Below are 16,761 nucleotides of genomic sequence, written 5' to 3'. Positions count from 1 at the left end.
GTGGACCGCTCGGCCGAGCAGCCACCGCCTGGCAAATAGGGTCAGCGTGCCGGCGTCAGCAGCATGGCGTCGCCGTAGCTGAAGAAGGCGTAGCGTTCCTTTACCGCCTCGCGGTAAGCCTTCATCACGGTGTCGTAGCCGGAGAAGGAAGACACCAGCATCAGCAGGGTCGATTCCGGCAGATGGAAGTTGGTGATCAGGGCGTCCACGCAGCGCCACTCGTAGCCCGGGTAGATAAAGATGTCGGTGTCGCCGGAGAAGGGCGCGATCTCGCCCGACTGGCTGGCCGTCTCCAGGCAGCGCACGCTGGTGGTGCCGACGGCGATGACCTTGTTGCCGCGAGCCTTGGCCGCGCGCACCTGGGCACAGGCCTGGTCACCCACCTCGATCCATTCGCTGTGCATGTGGTGCTCGTGGATATTGTCGACGCGCACCGGCTGGAAGGTACCGGCGCCCACGTGCAGGGTCACGTAGGCGGACTCGACGCCCCGCTCGGCCAGCCGCTCGAGCAGCGGCTCGTCGAAGTGCAGCCCGGCGGTCGGCGCGGCCACCGCCCCGTCGCGGCGGGCGTAGACGGTCTGGTAGCGCTCGCGGTCGGACAGCTCGTCGTCGCGGGTGATGTACGGCGGCAGTGGCATATGGCCGTGGCGCTCCAGCAGCGCGATCATCGGCGTATCGCCGAGAAAGCGCAGCTCGAACAGGGCGTCGCGGCGGCCTTCGACCACCGCCTGGATGCCGCCCTCGAAGTGAAGCTCGGTGCCGGGCTTGGGCGACTTGCTCGAACGCAGATGGACCAGCCCCCGATGGGCGTCCAGCGGCCGTTCGAGCAGCATTTCCACCTTGCCGCCGCTGGCCTTGTGGCCGTGCAGACGGGCGGGGATCACGCGGGTGTCGTTGAACACCAGCAGGTCGCCGGGCTCGAGCAATTGCTCGAGGTCGGGAAAGCGGCGGTGGTCGAGGTGTCCGCTGGCGCCGTCGACACACAGCAGGCGGCAGTCGCTGCGAACGTCGGACGGGTAACGGGCGATCAGCTCTTCGGGGAGCTCGAAATGAAAGTCGGCGCGCTGCATGGGAATTCGCAAGTCGTCAGGCGGGATGAAGGATGCCAAAGGCGCACAAGGATACCGTTTCCTGACCGCCACGTCAGGAAACGGCGTCGATCTTGTGTCACGACCACGCCATCAGCGTCAGTCCGAATCGGCTAACCGGGTGACGGGCAGCGCAGCCGGGTCGATGGCCAAGGGCCATCGGAGTGGCTACCACAGCAGCAGGATCAGTCCATAGGCCATCAGCGTCACCACCACCGTACTGATCAGGTTGAGGGCAAAGCCGGCACGAATCATCGACTGAATCTTCATATGGCCGGTGCCGAAGACGATGGCGTTGGGTGGTGTGGCCACCGGCATCATGAAGGCGCAGCTGGCAGCGATGGCGGCCGGCACGGTGATCAGCATCACCGGCAGATCCAGCGACAGCGCCAGGGCGCCGAGCAGCGGCAGGAAGGCCGCCGCGGTGGCGGTGTTGGACGTTACCTCGGTGAGGAAGATGATCACCAGCACCACACCACCGATGATCGCCAGCACCGGCAGGGCGCCGAGGATCGACAGCTGGTTGGCGATCCACTCGGCCAGCCCCGACTTGCTGATCGCGCCGGCCAGCGCCAGGCCGCCGCCGAACAGCAGAAGGATGCCCCAGGGCAGCTTCACCGCGTCTTCCCACACCATCAGCGCCTCGCCGGAACGACGGCCGGAAGGAATCAGGAACAGCGCCATGCCGGCGACGATGGCGATGGTGGTGTCGGACAGCCAGGAGGCGCCCATGTCATTGAGCAGCGGGCGCAGTATCCACAGCGTCGCCGCGGCCAGAAACAGCAGGCCGACACGGCGTTCGGCGGCACTCATCGGGCCCATCTCGGTGAGCTGGTCCTTGATCAGGTTGTCGCTGTCACCCTTGCCGACCTTCAGCGAGAAGCCGCCGCGGGACAGCCACCACCAGGTCAGCGCCATCATCACCACACTGATCGGTACCCCGACCAGCATCCACTGGGCGAAGCCCAGGTCGATACCGCGGTCATCGGCAAGATAACCCGCCAGCAGGGCATTGGGCGGCGTGCCGATCAGGGTAGCCACACCACCGATGCTGGCCGAATAGGCGATGCCCAGCAGCAGCGCGGTGGCAAAGCGGCGCAGCTCATCAGGGTCGGAATCCTCGAGCAGGCTCAGCACCGAGATGCCGATGGGCAGCATCATGATCGAGGTGGCGGTGTTGGACACCCACATGCTGAGAAAGCCGGTGGCGATCATGAACCCGGCGATCTGGCGCTTGGGCTCGCTGCCGACGACCTTCAGCACGTGCAGGGCGATACGCTTGTGCAGGTTCCAGGTCTGCATCGCGATACCGAGCAGGAAACCGCCGAGGAACAGATAGATGATCGGATTGGCGTAGCTGGCCGCGACCTCCTTGATGCTGCCGATGCCCACCGCCGGGGCCAGTACCAGGGGGATCAGCGAGGTCACCGGGATCGGGATCGCCTCGGTGGACCACCAGCTGGCCATCAGCAGTGCCATGCCGACGCAGCCCCAGGCGGCCTGGGACATGTCGCCGGGCGGGGGCAGCACCAGGGTGGCGATCAACAACAGCGGACCCAGCACCAGCCCGATGCGGCTGGCGATGGACGGATGGGGAACGGCTTCATTGCGAGTGTCAGCCATGGGCGACTCCATTCTGGGCTGGACGCGGGTCTTGTTGACCAGGGGCTTGGTTGACCTGGGGCAGGCGGAGCGCAGTCTACCAAGGTCTAACCCGAGCGGGCGAGCGTCAAGACATGGAGGAATGACCCACCTGCCGCCAGGGTGCCGAAACCGACGGCCGGTGGGGCTTTGGCTGACAACGGCCGAGTCCGATCCCAGGTCGGTGCTCGGCCGGATGCGGTGGGTGCCGCGCCCGACAGGGGCGGGAGTCGCCTCGACAACGGCGCCATCGGCCCCGACAGGCGCCACCGAGCGGCTCAGGGGAATTGACCTCTGGCGCCACCCACGTATAATCCTCGCCCGTTGCCGGTGTGGCGGAATTGGTAGACGCAGCGGATTCAAAATCCGCCGCTGGAAACAGTGTGTCGGTTCGAGTCCGACCACCGGCACCATTCCCAATGCAGTTCGTGTATTCCCTCCTTACGCTCGTTTTCCCCTATCTGCAGTTCCCTAGGCGCTAGCGACTCGAGACAGGCCAGAACAGTACCCTCGATGGGCAACCTGAGAGACCGTTCAAGCTCGGGTCAGCAGATCATGAGGGTCGGTGTTGTCACGACCAGACCATCGTCCACGCGAAAGGTCGCGAGCCTCGAAACAAGCCCAGTACCCATTCCGGCGCTTGTCTCGCCTGACCATGTCTGTCAGCCGGTTCGACAAATCGAGCGCCTTATCCGCTCAGGACCTTCAAGACGCTCAAGCCTGATTCGAAGGCATGCACCGCACGCATCTCGGTAGGCAGCGGTGACAATACGTGCCGATGTTGTATGCCAGGTTGGTGGTCTTTTCTTCGTCTATTTGCCTCCTTTTTCCTCGGTGTTTGTAAGTAATAGTCCTTCCTTGTATCCCCCATGCTCGTAGGGTGCCGCCGAACAATACGGCTAGGATGAAAGTTGATTCAGGCCTTATGACAACAAGATGACAGGGTGGGCCCATGCTCAATAAAACGTTGCTTGCGTTGTCGGTTGCCGGCGCCAGTCTTGGTGTTTGTGCCGATACCACCGTGATTCATGATGCCAACGGCTACGGTTTCGATGTCCATCGTCAGCTGGTGAGCTTTACCACCCTTGTCGTCGAGGATGGCAAGGTGGTGGCACGAGGCGATGAGCAACTGCTATCGGAGTACCCTGAACCACAGGCAACGATCGATGCGGGAGGCCGCACGCTGTTGCCTGGCCTGATCGACGCCCACGGACATCTGATGGGGCTCGGCTATAGTCTGCTCGAGGTCGAGCTGCGTGGCCTGGCGTCGGCCGAGCAGAGCGCTGATGAAGTCGCCGACTTCGCCGCGGCAAATCCTGATCTGGAATGGATACGCGGCAGGGGATGGAATCAGGTGCTGTGGGACGGCAAGGCATTTCCCACCGCGCAAGTGCTCGATGAAGTGATTGCCGATCGCCCCGTGGTGCTGAGTCGAGTGGATGGGCATGCGATCTGGGTCAACAGCAAGGCCATGGAAATGGCAGGCGTGGATGGCGAGACCCAGGCACCCGAAGGGGGCGAGATCATTCGTGATGATGCCGGCACACCGACCGGCGTTTTCATCGACAATGCCGAGTTGCTCATCACCGACAAGATTCCCCCGCGCAGTGCACAGGAAATGGCCAAGGCCTTCGATACCGCTGTGGCACATCTGCAGGAGCTTGGCATCACTGGAATGCACGATGCCGGCGCCAGCGCCGCTGAGCTTGAGATGTACCGGTCCAGGGCCGATGCAGGTGAGTTGGGGGTGCGCATCTATCCGATGGTGTCTTCAAGCGACCCACAGCTTGACGAGATTCTCGCGCAGGGCATCCACGACGACCCCGAAGACTGGCTGGATATTCGCAGCGTCAAGATCTATGCAGATGGCGCCCTCGGCAGCAGAGGCGCGGCGCTGCTGGCGCCCTACAGTGATCGACCCGATTCCAGCGGACTGATGATCCAGAATCAGGACGCCCTGCAGGCGCTGGTCGATCAGGTCAGCAGCCAGGGATTCCAGGCCAATATGCACGCGATAGGCGACCGCGCCAATCGTGTCGCTCTGGACGTCTATGCGCGTAGCCTGGAGCAGGATCCCCAGCGGCGTGAGCTTCGCCATCGCATCGAGCATGCGCAGGTGGTGGGCGTCGATGATATACCGCGATTTACGGAACTTGGCGTCATTCCCTCGATGCAGCCCACCCATGCGACCAGTGACAAGAACATGGCCGGCGACCGGCTAGGCCAGGAGCGTCTTGCCGGTGCCTACGCCTGGCGCTTTTTCATGGACAGCGGTAGTCGTATCGCCGCGGGTTCCGACTTTCCGGTCGAGCCTGCCAACCCCTTTTACGGCTTGCACGCCGCCGTGACTCGGGAAGACCGCGACGACCAGCCCGAAGGAGGCTGGCTGCCCGGGCAGAAGCTCACCGTGGCCGAAGCCCTGCGCGGCTTTACCGTCGATGCGGCCTACGCGGCGCACCAGGAGGGTAGCCTGGGTGGCTTGATGCCGGGGCAGTGGGCGGATTTCGTGCTGGTGGATACCGATATTCTGCGTGCCGATCCGGCGGAACTCTGGCAAACCCGGGTGAGTGAAACCTGGATTGCCGGAGAGCGAGTATTTGTGCGGGACCAATAGGCCGAAAGGCGCCCCACAAGGCATGGAGCAAGGCCGAGATGCTGAGGTTGCGGCGAAGGGGGGAGGGCGCCGGTTTACCCGTTCACGATGGCTCGATTTCAGTCTGACTCAGGGCGGTGATGGCGGTCTCGGCCAGGCCCACCAGCGATGAAATGTCCAGCAGCGAAGAGTGATGATACTCGGCGAGGCCGGGCTGGGTCCGCCAGTAGCGGGAGTCCTGTCCATCGATCTCCCACCCTGGCGGAATGTCCTGGACATCCCGCGGTTCGATGCTGAACGCGGCCACCAGCCCTTCGCCCTGATGCCAGCTCAGCAAGGTGGTCAGTGGCTGGCCGTTGTCGCGATTGATGAAGCACCGAAACAACCCTTGGGTCCAGACGTTCTGGGGGCTCGGTTGCTGTTCCGGGGCGAGTTCTCCGATGGAGAGCTCGCGCCAGATGGTGCCCTTGATCAATGGCTTCCAGATGCGCTTCGACGCCTTCAGCAGGATTTCCAGATAATCGTTGCGGATCTGATGCGCCAGAATCAGCGTATTGCAGTGGTTGATGAGTTCGTCCCACTGCATGCCGACCGCCAGGTGCTCCAGCTCATGGGCGAGCAGGGCGTCCACGGCGTGTCGTGTGGAAGGGTGTTGCAGGTAGTCGTGAAGCGGGTCGGACAGTTTCAGGTCATGGCGAGAGGTTTTCATATCGGTCCCTGCTGGGAAGAGGGACGGAATGCCACCTCTTGCCCCCGAAAAGCGATGCGACGGCGTCCATGCCGTCGCTGACTTGTCACTCGACCAATCCTTGGTCGGCAAGATCAGAATAGCCCCCTTAGACGGCTGTGCCTTTGACCAGGATCAGGTGGCCATGAGCATGGTTGTGCGATAGCGCTACTTTGCTGTTTTTTGGGCACAACTGGCCCAGTGTGGCGGAAAAACCTGTGGCCAGCTCTTCGCTTCAGCGCACCGTGGCCGTGCGTGAAGCGCGGGGCGAGGCTCGTGCGCCGGCTTTACAAGGGTTCGAGGCTCATCCATGTTGCCATTCTGAATCCACCGTCGGGCAGGAGGCTCATCATGAAGAAGCTGATCAACGATCCCAGAGGCAGCGTTCGCGAGATGCTGGAAGGCATGGTGGCCCTTCATCCTGGGCTTGCGTTGATGGATGAAGAAAACGTGGTCATCGACGCTAGCTTGTCTGAAGACCCTGAGCGTCGGCCGGTGGCGGTGATATCCGGCGGCGGCAGCGGACACGAGCCTGCCCACGCTGGCTACGTCGGGCGCGGCATGTTGACGGCCGCCGTGGCGGGAGACGTTTTTACCTCACCGAGCGTCGATGCCGTGCTGGCGGCGATCCTTGCCTGCGCCGGTCCACGTGGGGCCCTGCTGGTGGTAAAGAACTATACCGGGGATCGTCTCAACTTCCGCCTTGCCGCTGAACTGGCAAGGGTCCGGGGGATTCCAGTAGAGGTGGTGATGGTCGCCGATGACGTGGCGCTGCGCGATTCACTACCCCGGGAGCAGAGTCGTGGTGTGGCCGGGACGGTACTGGTGCACAAGATCGCCGGTGCCGCTGTGGCCCGTGGTCTACCCCTCGAGGAGGTCGCCGCGCTGGCTCGGGGAGCGGCCGAATCGGTGGCGACCATGGGTATTTCCTTGGGTGCCTGCACGGTGCCGGCGGTCGGCCGGCCGGGGTTCGAACTCGGTGATGACGAGATCGAATTCGGATTGGGCATCCATGGCGAGAAAGGGGTTCGCAAGTCGGCCATGCTGCCGGCGGATACCATCGTCGATAGCATGCTGGAATCTCTGAGCCAGGCGTTGTCGGTGAAGGGGTGTCGCCTGGGTGTGCTGGTCAATGGTCTCGGCGGCACACCGCCGATGGAGCTTGCCATCGTGGCGCGACGGGCCTTGACCAGGCTGCGTGAGCTGGGGGCCGAGCCGGTGCTGGGGTGGTGCGGCAACTTCATGACGGCGTTGGAAATGCCGGGGTGCTCGCTGTCGTTGATGGTGCTCGACGAAGCCCGCGAGGACTTGCTCACGTCGCCGACCGAGGTACGCATCTGGCCAGGCAGTGCCGAAGTGGCAGCGGAGGTGAAGAGTGTGACTGCCAGCGTGCTTGATGAGCCGCTGCCGGGCGCCGACGAGGCTGGACCACCCTGCGAGCGACTTCAGCGAGCGGTGGCGGCGGTGGCGAGCGCCATGGTGGCCAGCGAGGAGCGCTTGACCGAGCTCGACAGTGCCGCCGGCGACGGCGACCTGGGGGCCAGCATGGTGCGCGCGGCCCAGGCGCTGCGCAAGCTGCCGGACAGCGCTTTTGGTGCGCCTGCCGACTGCCTGGCCAGAGCCGGGGAGGCCCTGAGGCGAGCGATCGGAGGAAGCTCAGGTCCCTTCTACGCCTTTGCCCTGCTGCGTGCGTCGCAGGCATTGCCGAGCGAAGGGGAGGTCGCGGCGCAGGATTGGGCAAGAGCGCTCAAGGCCGCCGGCGACGCTATCGCCGAGATCGGAGGTGCTGCTCCTGGGGATCGCACCATGCTGGATGCTCTGGTGCCGGCCAGCCAGGCCTTCGAGGCCGCGCTGGCAGAGGGATTGGACGGATCTCAGGCCTTTGCTCGGGCGGTCGAGGCGGCCTGGCGCGGCGTCGAGGCTTCGGCCCGCATGCATCCACGCTTTGGTCGCGCGGCCTACCTCGGCGATCGGGTGATGGGCGTGCCCGACGGTGGCGCCGAGGCGGTGGCAAAATGGCTCGAGGCCATCGACCGGTCCTGCAGCCAGCGCTAGAGCGCCACCAGCACCACCCAGGCGGTCGATAGGGTGAAGAGATAGCCCAGTAGCGCCATCAGTCCGTCTCGCGCAAGTAGCGCCAGGCCGAACAGTGATCAGAGAGAGTGGGCCGCGCCGGCTTTGCTCTAAAGAGGGGCTTCGTGCTAGAGCGCCACCAGCACCACCCAGGCGGTGGATAGGGTGAAGAGATAGCCCAGTAGCGCCATCAGGCCGTCTCGCGCCAGCAGGGCCAGGCCGAACATGGTCTGAGCCGCGCCGGCGAGCGTGGCACTGAATGGAATCAGTTCCATCGGTGGCGTGGCGAGCGCAATGGCCAGACAGGCCAGGCCGATGGGGTAACGGGCGATCTGACCGGTGAATACAGTCAGCCTCGGTTTCAACAACCGATCGATCCAGGCGGCCGGCTTGCGCAGCCAGCCGATGGTTCGCTCGACCTTGTCGGTCTCCACCTCACGCCGCGCCAGCCAGGCCGGCAGCCAGACGCTCTTTTTTCCGGCCAGCAATTGTGCTGCAGCAAGCACGACTAGCAGCGCCATCATGGTGGGCACACCGGGGATATCACCGATCAGCGGAGTGAGCGTGACCAGGCCTGCGACCAGCAGAATGGGGGCAAAGCTGCGCCTGCCGACGGCGTTGATGACCTCAGCCAGACTCAGGCAGCGCTTGTCCTGGCTGGCGGCCTGTAGCTGGTCGAGCAGTTCGGTCAAGGATTCTGGAGAGGACTCTGAAGCGGTGGAACTCGTCGGCATGGGGCCTCGGGCGTGGGTAAAGCGACGTAGTATGGGGGCTGGAAAAGCCGCCTGTCCATGCCGTGAACCCAGCGCGCTTGTCGCCTCCGGAGGCAGGCGGCAGTGTAGAGGCAGGCTTGCCAGGCCTGTCACATCGGTCGTCAACTGCGTCCGCGCTTGTCGATGCGACGGCGACAGAACGGTGTCCAGGCAAGGGGCGAGGCGGGTGCGAGTTTAATATAAGTAGTTTCTTATTTTTAGAAGTTGTCGTATGCTGAAACTGATACGAGTCCTTCCCTATATCGGGGAGGGCTTTTTTTGTTGCCAGGCCTGATTCTCGATCGTTGTCTTCGACGCAGGCCGACGTTTAGCAGTGAGGTGCCAAGGATGTCGTTGAGACTTGCCAACCGTCTTGATGCGGAGCGTTTACAGCGCCTGATCGATGAAGCCTGCGGAACCGAACGGGCTGCCGCCGACCTGCTGGAAGAGCGACTGGAGCGTGCCGAGATTCGCGACCCGGACGAGATGCCCGATGACGTGGTCAGCATGAACAGCAAGGTTGTGCTCAGGGACGTCGACACGGATCGACTTCTGACGCGCACGCTGGTCTATCCTCATGCGCTGGCGACGACCGAAGATGGTCTATCGGTGATGGCGCCGCTGGGCGCCGAGCTGTTGACCCGTCGGGTCGGGGAAGAGTGGACGACCCAGGTGGCATTGGGCAAGCCAGGGCGCTGGCGGGTGGAAGAGATACTGTGGCAGCCCGAGCGAGAGCGTCAGTTTCATCGCTAGGGCTTGTCTGAAAAGTGCCTGCGCTCGGTAATACGGCGTTAAAAATCGGATCAACATGCTCATTTACACCCCGTAAACTGCGCTTTCTCACCGATTTTTGCCTTGTCTAACCTTCGCTTGTCGACTTTTCGCTCATCGACTTCTCGCTCAAGGCCCAGTGAGCAGCGCAGCCGAAGCCTTTGGCATCGCCTGGATGAGCAAAGGAGGAGGGAGATGGGCCGATTCACTCACCGGTTCTCAGGGTGTGTCCTCGGGCTGGGGCTTTTCCTCGCGGGTACAGGCGTTGCCGTGGCCGATATTGTCGTGCGGTTCTCCGGTACTCAGGGCATTCCCTTCACCGCTCAGTGGGAGTGGACGGGCCCGGGGCAGGAGCACAGGAGCGGGACCTGGGCGGGACGGGCGCCTCGGGTAGAGCGCCTGCCCGACGGAAGGTTCAGCATGACCGTCATCCAGCAGGCGTCCGGGGGCCGGCTGGAGGTGCTGGTCACCGGGCGCGGCAATCGTTCTTCCTCGTCCAGCAGTGGTGCCGGGGCGATGATGTTGTTCTCGTTGCAGTGAGCCTGGCCGCAAGGCCATGTCGTGATCGGTTCAGCGAGGCTCGAGCTCCCGGGGCAGACGGCTGCGATGTGAATTCTTGGTCATGGGGGGCGGGATGCCCAGGTGCTTGCGCGCCCAGTGTGCGGCCTCGGCGCGGTGATGCACCTTGATCTTCTTGAAGATGTTGTACAGGTGAGACTTGACCGTATGCTCACTCAGGAACAGTTGGGTGGCGATATCCTGGTTGGACGCGCCGTTGCCGATGAAGCCGAGAATTTCCAGCTCCCGCTGGGTCAGACCGGCGACGGGACGGTAGGTGTTGAACTGCTGTCGTCGGAAATATTCGAACATCTGCTGTAGCAGCGGACGCGACATCCACAGGGCGCCATCGAGGAGTTGGATGATTCCCTTGCAGATATTGTCCAGTTCGTCGCGGCGATAGAAGATGCCCTGAAGGTGCAATGACGCCAACAATTCAGCGGCTTGTTCCTGGTTGGCCAGGTTGAACGCCGCCAGCAGAATGTCGGGAAACTGTGCCTTGAGCTCGTGGCAGCGATGCATGTCGCTGTGCGATAGCTGATCGGCGTCCAGTAGCCACAGTTGCACACCAGGAGGTGAGTTCGACAGTTCCGCTTCCAGGCCGGACACCGCCTCCGGGGCAAGAGGACTGACCTGGCAGTCGAGTACCTGGCTCAGGTGATGGGTGAACAACTGCGACTGCACGTTGGGGTGCGTGATCAGCCGGACGATCGGACCTTCCTGAAGGGCAGACATCGTCCCCTCCCTGTTCCCATGCGATGATTGATCGTTATCGTTTTTTGGTGATGCCGATTTAGTATCGTTATCGATACTAATATGCTTGTAAATGACCATTGGGCGTGAACTTTGTCATTTCCGAAGAATGGTTTTTTTGATTCAGGCCGCAAAGGATGGCCGCTGAGCGCCGTGGGTCGTAGGTGTCAGCACGCTGAACTGTGCGCCATTCGTCGTCTAGTCCATCGGAATTCTCACGAGGGAGTGTGATGCCGCTGTCATTGTGGATGTCTCTGGCCGCCATCTGTGCCATGGGGGCCATGTCTCCTGGTCCAAGTCTGGCCCTGGTGCTTCGTCATACCCTGGGAGGGGGACGCAGCTCCGGGGTGGTGGCGGCGATCGCCCATGCGCTGGGCGTCGGCCTTTACGCCTTGCTGACCGTGTGGGGACTGGGGGAGGTGATCGAACGCCATCCATCCGCCTTTCGCGTGATCACGATCGGTGGGGCACTGTATCTGGCCTGGCTTGGCATAAAGGCGCTGAGGGCCGGGCGTGGCGGAGCGCTGGGCGCCCGACCCACCGCCGCCAGTCACCGCGTCGCTGCGAGAGAAGGGCTGTTGGTTGCCCTGGGTAATCCCAAGCTGATCCTGTTCTTCGTCGCCCTGCTCAGTCAGTTTGTCAGTCCCGAAATGTCCTCGATCGAGCGTGCCATCATTGTGCTGACGGCGATGCTGATCGACGGTGGCTGGTACGTCATCGTGGCGTTGGGGCTGTCGCACTCCCGCGTGCTGCCCTGGCTCCAGGCTCGCGCCCACTGGATCAATCGCATCAGCGGGGTGCTGCTGCTGGGGCTGGCGCTGAGGGTACTGGCGGGATAAGGCCGCCGTCGGCTGCGAGCATTTCGTGGCCGAGGCTGCTGGCGATGTCGGTTCATGCTGGCGCTGAGCGATGGAGGATGGCGTCCAGCGGACTTGCCGTCGGCAACACGCCATAGGCCGGGCTCGGGTGCTGGCCCAGGCGGGTGCGGCAGAAGGTATCCGCCACCTCGTGGGGCGCGTGCTGGACCAGCAGCGCTGCCTGGGTGCACTGGGCCAGCCACTGGGTCAGCCAGCGGGCCCTGGGCACCAGGTCTTCGCTGGTCTGTGGCTGAGGCAGCAGGGCCAAGGCGCGATCCAGATCCGGATGTCCACCTCGGGCATGCTCGAACAGCTGATACAGGGCCGCCATGGCCTCGGGGTGTCGCGCCATGACCCGCAGCACGTCGAGGCAGATCACGTTGCCGGACCCTTCCCAGATGGAATTGACCGGCGCTTCGCGGTAGAGCCGCGCCAGCGGTGCTTCCTCGACGTAGCCGATGCCTCCGAGGCACTCCATGGCCTCGGCCATGAAGCCGGGGGCGCGCTTGTTGTGCCAGTACTTGGCCAGGCTCGGCAGCAGCCGGGCCAGGGCGCGCTCCTGCTCCTCCCCGCGGCTGGCGCCGTCGAAGGCCTGAGCGGTGCGCAGCATCAGCGCTACGCCGGCCTCCACCTCCAGCGCCAGATCCGCCAGTACCGCCCGCATCACCGGCTGCTCGGCCAAGGGCGCCCCGAAGGCATGACGCTGACAGGTATGCTGCCAGGCCTCGCGCCAGGCCTGGCGCATCATGCCCACCGGGGCGCTGGCGGCGTCGAGACGGGTCTGCTGAACCATTTCCAGGATGGTGGCGATGCCGCGCCCAGGGTCGCCGAGCGGGTGGGCCCAGGCCCCCCGATATTCGATCTCGGCGGAGCCATTGGCGCGATTGCCGCACTTGTCCTTCAGTCGCTGAATCTCGATGGCGTTGCGCTCGCCATCAGGGGCGAAGCGAGGCACCAGGAAGCAGCTGAGGCCTTCGTCTCGCTGAGCCAGGGTCAGGAAGGCGTCGGACATGGGGGCGCTCATGAACCACTTGTGTCCGTACAGGCGCCAGCCGTCCTCGCCATGTTCGGCTCGGGTGGTGTTGGTGCGCACATCGCTGCCACCCTGCTTCTCGGTCATCGCCATGCCGAAGGTCAGGGCGTGCTTGTCGCTCGCCGGTAGGGCCCTGGAATCGTAGTCCTCGACGAGCAGCCGTGAGGTCCACCAATCCGGCAGCGAGCGTTCTCGACGCAGCACCGGGTAGGCGGCGTGGGTCATGGTCACCGGGCAGCAGATGCCAGTTTCGGCCTGGGTCAGCAGATAGAGTCCCGCCACGTGCGCCTGATGGCCGCCGCGCCCCTCCTCCGTCCAGGCCATGGTATGGACGCCACGGGTGGTAGCCAGGCGCATCAGGGCGTGGTAGGCCGGGTGGTAATCGACGGCGTCGAGCCGGCGACCATGACGATCGAAAAGTCGCAATGAGGGTGGGTGGCGGTTGGCCTCGTCACCCAGTCGCTGGGTCTCCGCACGACCGACATCCTGGCCCAGCAGGGACAGTCGGCAACTCACCCAGGCCGGCGCCAGATGGGCCAGCCAGAACTGAAGCACGGCGTCGTCGGCGAAGGCGTCGAAGGGAAGAGAGTACGGCTGATTGTCGACCCGGTGGCTCGCCAGGCACTCTCGCGGAGCTTGGTCATGCATGGCCCTGTCCTGATGACGAAAGACCTGATAGTCAGCATGGTGTGCTGTGCCCCTCGGGTCAAACGAGAGGGATGACGCAACGGGACGGGATGGGTAGTCTTGGGGCTTTCTCGGTGGAGCCCTTCGATGTGCCCTGTTTCCTCTTTCGACTCGGCTCCCACGGCCTCTGGCGTGACGAATGCTGGCGAGGCGTCCCCTGACAACCAGCGTGAGGCGCCCGCAGCGGTGATCGCCCGGGAGCGTGTGCAGGTGGTGGATGCCCGCAATCGTCCCTGTGGCAGCGCCTGGCGCGCAGAAATGCGCCGCTATCGGTTCTGGCACCGCGCCACCTACATCGTGGTACGCAATCGCCGCGGTGAACTATGTGTGCAGCATCGAACGCTGACCAAGGAAGCCTTTCCCGGCGGACTGGACCTGGCGGCGGGAGGCGTGGTCGGCGCGGGGGAGGCGGTCCACGTCTCGGCCCGTCGTGAGCTGGCCGAGGAGCTCGGTATCCGCGCAGTAGCGCTGCGCCATTGCCTGGAGTTTCGCTACGATGAGGACGGGTATCGCATCTTCGGCAGCGTCTACTGCGTAGAGTGGGACGGCCCCTTGTCGCTGCAGGCCGAGGAGGTCGCCAGTGTGGCATGGATGTCACCGCGTCGAGCCCTCGAGCTCGCCGGCGTGACGCCGGATACGCGGCTGGCCCTCGAGTTGCTGCTCGAGCGCGAGGGGGACAACTGAATGCCGCTTTGCCGCCAGGGCGTTGCGACTGGCGCAATGACGTCGGGCATGTCATCGTGAAGACAGCAAGCGCGAGTTCATCCCATGACCCTGCATGATGTCGAGTGCCGCACCCATAGCGGCGAGCCCTTCAACCTCCGCGCCCTGCGTGGCCAAGTGCTGCTCGTGGTGAATGTGGCGAGCAAGTGTGGCTTCACCCCTCAGCTGGCGGAGCTGGAGGTGCTCTATCGTGAACACCGCGAGCGCGGCTTCACCGTGCTCGGGTTCCCCTGCAACCAGTTCGCACGGCAGTCGCCGGAGTCCGCCGAGCAGTTCTGCGCTTTCGGTGAGCGTGAGTTCGGTGTCACCTTTCCCTTGATGGAAAAGGTCGAGGTCAATGGCGCCAAGGCCCATCCGCTGTTCAAACGCCTGAAGGCCGAAGCCCCAGGATGGATGGGGACGCGCGCCATCAAGTGGAACTTCACCAAGTTTCTGGTCGCCCGAGACGGCCGTGTGCTCAAGCGCTATGGGCCTCGCGATGGGGGCGACGCCATGATGCTGGACCTCGAGCGGGCACTGGACGAATCCTGACCTCTTTGGCGCTCAGCGTATGTCTCCTCCGCGCGCCACCACCAGCCGTTCCACCAGTTCGTTGTAGCGATGGCGCACCATCATGGTGGTCAGACCCGAGAACAGCGCCCAGAACTTGCGTCGCCAGCCCTTGAGGCGAAGGTTGTGGGCGACCAGACGGCGCATCAATTGGTGGTCATCGAACTTGCGCCACTCACCGGCGACCGACATCTGCTGACGCGACAATACCGGCGCCAGCTCGATCCGAAAGACCCATTCCAGGTCCTTGAGGGCGATGCCGTCGCGCTCGATCACCTCGACCATCCGCGCATAGTCGGACTCTCTGGGCTCGCGTTCGAGCCACATGGGCGCCAGGGCAAGCCACAGCTCGCCGCGTTCATCGACCAGGGTCTGTGCATCCATCGGGCGGTCTCCTCAAGCGGTGGGCAGCATCCTGCCCGACCCCGTGCCGGTGGGCAAGAGAGCGACGCGATCGCCAGCACAGCCGGACAGGGCCCTGGTGTGTTCAGGCGCAATGCGCGGCAAGGAAAAGCGCGGGAAGTCAGGGGCATGTGCACAAAGGCGGACAGGGCGGCGCTGTGCCGCTAGAATATCGCGACCACGCTCTACACATTGGATGGCTCTCCCTCGGGAGCCGCGAGTAACGAAGAGGTCTGTCGTGATCATCAAGCCCAAGGTACGCGGATTCATCTGCACCACCACCCATCCCGTCGGTTGCGAGAAGAACGTCCTCGAGCAGATCGAGGCGACCCGTGCGCGCGGCCTCGATGCATCCAAAGGGCCCAAGAAGGTGCTGGTCATCGGCGCCTCCAGTGGCTACGGTCTGGCCGCGCGCGTCACTGCGGCCTTCGGCTACGGCGCCGATACCCTGGGGGTGTTCTTCGAGAAGCCGGGCAGCGAGAAGAAGCCGGGCACGGCGGGCTGGTACAACTCTGCCGCCTTCGACAAGTTCGCCAAGCAAGAAGGGCTCTACAGCAAGTCCATCAATGGCGACGCCTTCTCCCACGAGGCTCGTGACAAGGCGATCGAGCTGATCAAGGCCGACATGGGCCAGATCGATCTGGTGGTCTACTCGCTGGCTTCCCCGGTGCGCAAGCTGCCCGATTCCGGCGAGCTCAAGCGCTCTTGCCTGAAGCCCATCGGCGAGACCTATCGTGCTACCGCCATCGATACCAACAAGGACACCATCATCGAAGCCCAGGTGGAGCCGGCGACCGAGCAGGAGATCGCCGACACCATCGACGTCATGGGTGGCCAGGATTGGGAACTGTGGATGGAGGCGCTGTCCGAGGCCGGCGTGCTGGCACCCGGCGCTCGCAGTGTGGCGTTCAGCTACATCGGTACCGAGATCACCTGGCCGATCTACTGGCACGGCGCCCTTGGCAAGGCCAAGGAAGACCTGGACCGGGCAGCCTCCGCCATCGATGACTCGCTCAAGCAGAGCGGTGGCGGCGCCAACGTGGCGGTGCTGAAGTCCGTGGTGACCCAGGCCAGTGCGGCGATTCCGGTCATGCCGCTGTACATCGCCATGGTGTACCGCGTGATGAAGGAGCAAAGTCTGCACGAAGGCACCATCGATCAGCTCAATCGTCTGTTCGGCGAGCGCCTCTACGGTGGCGAGGCGACCACCGATGACGTCGGGCGCCTGCGCCTGGACGACTGGGAGTTGCGTGACGATGTCCAGCAGGCGTGCAAGGACCTGTGGCCCCAGGTGACCAGCGACAACCTGTTCGACATCACCGACTACGCCGGCTACAAGCACGAATTCCTGAAGCTGTTTGGCTTTGAGCGCGATGACGTCGACTACGACGCCGACGTCGATCCTGTCGCCGAGTTCGACGTGGTGCAGCTGTAAACCAGAGGACTGCCGTTCGGCGATGAAGGAGGCCGCGACCGAGAGGTCGCGGCCTCCTTCGATGTGAAGCCAGCTGCCGTGGGTGTCGACCTGGTGTAGCCCATGCGCAACGGACATGG

The 16,761-nt window shown here is 63.9% G+C and carries 15 protein-coding genes and 1 tRNA gene; 9 read left to right on the top strand and 7 right to left on the bottom strand.

The genetic code is table 11. The features are described 5' to 3' along the window. Positions 1-41 precede the first annotated feature (41 nt). Positions 42-1,070: a tRNA preQ1(34) S-adenosylmethionine ribosyltransferase-isomerase QueA gene (gene queA / locus NFH97_RS05405; RefSeq protein WP_108131254.1), complete on the bottom strand. Its 1,029-nt coding sequence runs from the start codon at positions 1,068-1,070 to the stop codon at positions 42-44. Positions 1,071-1,256: 186 nt separating this feature from the next. After that, complete coding sequence (locus tag NFH97_RS05400) at positions 1,257-2,711, bottom strand: SLC13 family permease (RefSeq protein WP_249742803.1); 1,455 nt, start codon at positions 2,709-2,711, stop codon at positions 1,257-1,259. A 344-nt stretch (positions 2,712-3,055) separates the two neighbouring features. Between NFH97_RS05400 and NFH97_RS05395 the strand changes: the two genes are divergently transcribed. Together NFH97_RS05395 and NFH97_RS05390 are read left to right on the top strand one after the other, a co-directional pair. Next, positions 3,056-3,142: transfer RNA gene (locus tag NFH97_RS05395), tRNA-Leu, on the top strand. A 539-nt stretch (positions 3,143-3,681) separates the two neighbouring features. Beyond that, complete coding sequence (locus NFH97_RS05390; RefSeq protein ID WP_349624525.1) at positions 3,682-5,343, top strand: amidohydrolase; 1,662 nt, start codon at positions 3,682-3,684, stop codon at positions 5,341-5,343. Positions 5,344-5,425: 82 nt separating this feature from the next. On the opposite strand, the gene NFH97_RS05385 is transcribed toward NFH97_RS05390, so the two are convergent. Further along, positions 5,426-6,031, bottom strand: coding sequence for a hypothetical protein (locus tag NFH97_RS05385; RefSeq protein ID WP_045992774.1), 606 nt, complete (start codon positions 6,029-6,031; stop codon positions 5,426-5,428). A 369-nt stretch (positions 6,032-6,400) separates the two neighbouring features. Here NFH97_RS05385 and NFH97_RS05380 point away from each other — a divergent pair, with 369 nt between their 5' ends. Then, the gene (locus NFH97_RS05380) at positions 6,401-8,104 is read left to right on the top strand and encodes a dihydroxyacetone kinase family protein (RefSeq protein WP_349624524.1); all 1,704 of its coding nucleotides are present in this window, start codon (positions 6,401-6,403) and stop codon (positions 8,102-8,104) included. 146 nt (positions 8,105-8,250) lie between these two features. Here the strand turns inward: NFH97_RS05380 and NFH97_RS05375 are convergent, their stop codons facing one another. Next, positions 8,251-8,856 (bottom strand): exopolysaccharide biosynthesis protein, encoded by a 606-nt coding sequence (locus NFH97_RS05375; protein ID WP_108448535.1) that lies wholly within the window; start codon positions 8,854-8,856, stop codon positions 8,251-8,253. A gap of 366 nt (positions 8,857-9,222) precedes the next feature. Between NFH97_RS05375 and NFH97_RS05370 the strand changes: the two genes are divergently transcribed. Both NFH97_RS05370 and NFH97_RS05365 read left to right on the top strand, forming a co-directional pair. Beyond that, positions 9,223-9,627 carry a GreA/GreB family elongation factor gene (locus NFH97_RS05370; protein WP_045992777.1) on the top strand — a complete coding sequence of 135 codons (405 nt, stop codon included), beginning with the start codon at positions 9,223-9,225 and terminating at the stop codon, positions 9,625-9,627. Positions 9,628-9,915: 288 nt separating this feature from the next. Beyond that, positions 9,916-10,185, top strand: coding sequence for a hypothetical protein (locus NFH97_RS05365; RefSeq protein WP_124802871.1), 270 nt, complete (start codon positions 9,916-9,918; stop codon positions 10,183-10,185). 30 nt (positions 10,186-10,215) lie between these two features. Here NFH97_RS05365 and NFH97_RS05360 read toward each other — a convergent pair whose 3' ends face one another. Continuing rightward, entirely contained in the window at positions 10,216-10,938 is a 723-nt protein-coding gene (locus NFH97_RS05360) for a response regulator transcription factor (protein ID WP_108131263.1), read from the bottom strand. A 248-nt stretch (positions 10,939-11,186) separates the two neighbouring features. Between NFH97_RS05360 and NFH97_RS05355 the strand changes: the two genes are divergently transcribed. Further along, complete coding sequence (locus tag NFH97_RS05355; protein ID WP_083970155.1) at positions 11,187-11,795, top strand: LysE family translocator; 609 nt, start codon at positions 11,187-11,189, stop codon at positions 11,793-11,795. Positions 11,796-11,847: 52 nt separating this feature from the next. On the opposite strand, the gene NFH97_RS05350 is transcribed toward NFH97_RS05355, so the two are convergent. After that, the gene (locus tag NFH97_RS05350) at positions 11,848-13,494 is read right to left on the bottom strand and encodes an acyl-CoA dehydrogenase family protein (RefSeq protein WP_287163242.1); all 1,647 of its coding nucleotides are present in this window, start codon (positions 13,492-13,494) and stop codon (positions 11,848-11,850) included. Positions 13,495-13,665: 171 nt separating this feature from the next. On the opposite strand from NFH97_RS05350, the gene NFH97_RS05345 reads away from it, so the two are divergent. Together NFH97_RS05345 and NFH97_RS05340 are read left to right on the top strand one after the other, a co-directional pair. Continuing rightward, entirely contained in the window at positions 13,666-14,217 is a 552-nt protein-coding gene (locus tag NFH97_RS05345) for an NUDIX hydrolase (RefSeq protein WP_231498436.1), read from the top strand. An 84-nt stretch (positions 14,218-14,301) separates the two neighbouring features. Then, complete coding sequence (locus tag NFH97_RS05340) at positions 14,302-14,787, top strand: glutathione peroxidase (RefSeq protein ID WP_287163240.1); 486 nt, start codon at positions 14,302-14,304, stop codon at positions 14,785-14,787. A gap of 12 nt (positions 14,788-14,799) precedes the next feature. Here the strand turns inward: NFH97_RS05340 and NFH97_RS05335 are convergent, their stop codons facing one another. Further along, complete coding sequence (locus NFH97_RS05335; RefSeq protein WP_108131267.1) at positions 14,800-15,189, bottom strand: DUF7079 family protein; 390 nt, start codon at positions 15,187-15,189, stop codon at positions 14,800-14,802. A gap of 256 nt (positions 15,190-15,445) precedes the next feature. Here NFH97_RS05335 and fabV point away from each other — a divergent pair, with 256 nt between their 5' ends. Then, positions 15,446-16,642 carry an enoyl-ACP reductase FabV gene (gene fabV / locus NFH97_RS05330; RefSeq protein ID WP_108448002.1) on the top strand — a complete coding sequence of 399 codons (1,197 nt, stop codon included), beginning with the start codon at positions 15,446-15,448 and terminating at the stop codon, positions 16,640-16,642. The last annotated feature ends 119 nt before the right edge of the window (positions 16,643-16,761 follow it).

This window comes from Halomonas sp. SCS19 (genome assembly GCF_040147015.1).
Lineage (GTDB): Bacteria > Pseudomonadota > Gammaproteobacteria > Pseudomonadales > Halomonadaceae > Halomonas > Halomonas litopenaei.
This window is presented reverse-complemented; position numbering and strand designations above follow the sequence as displayed.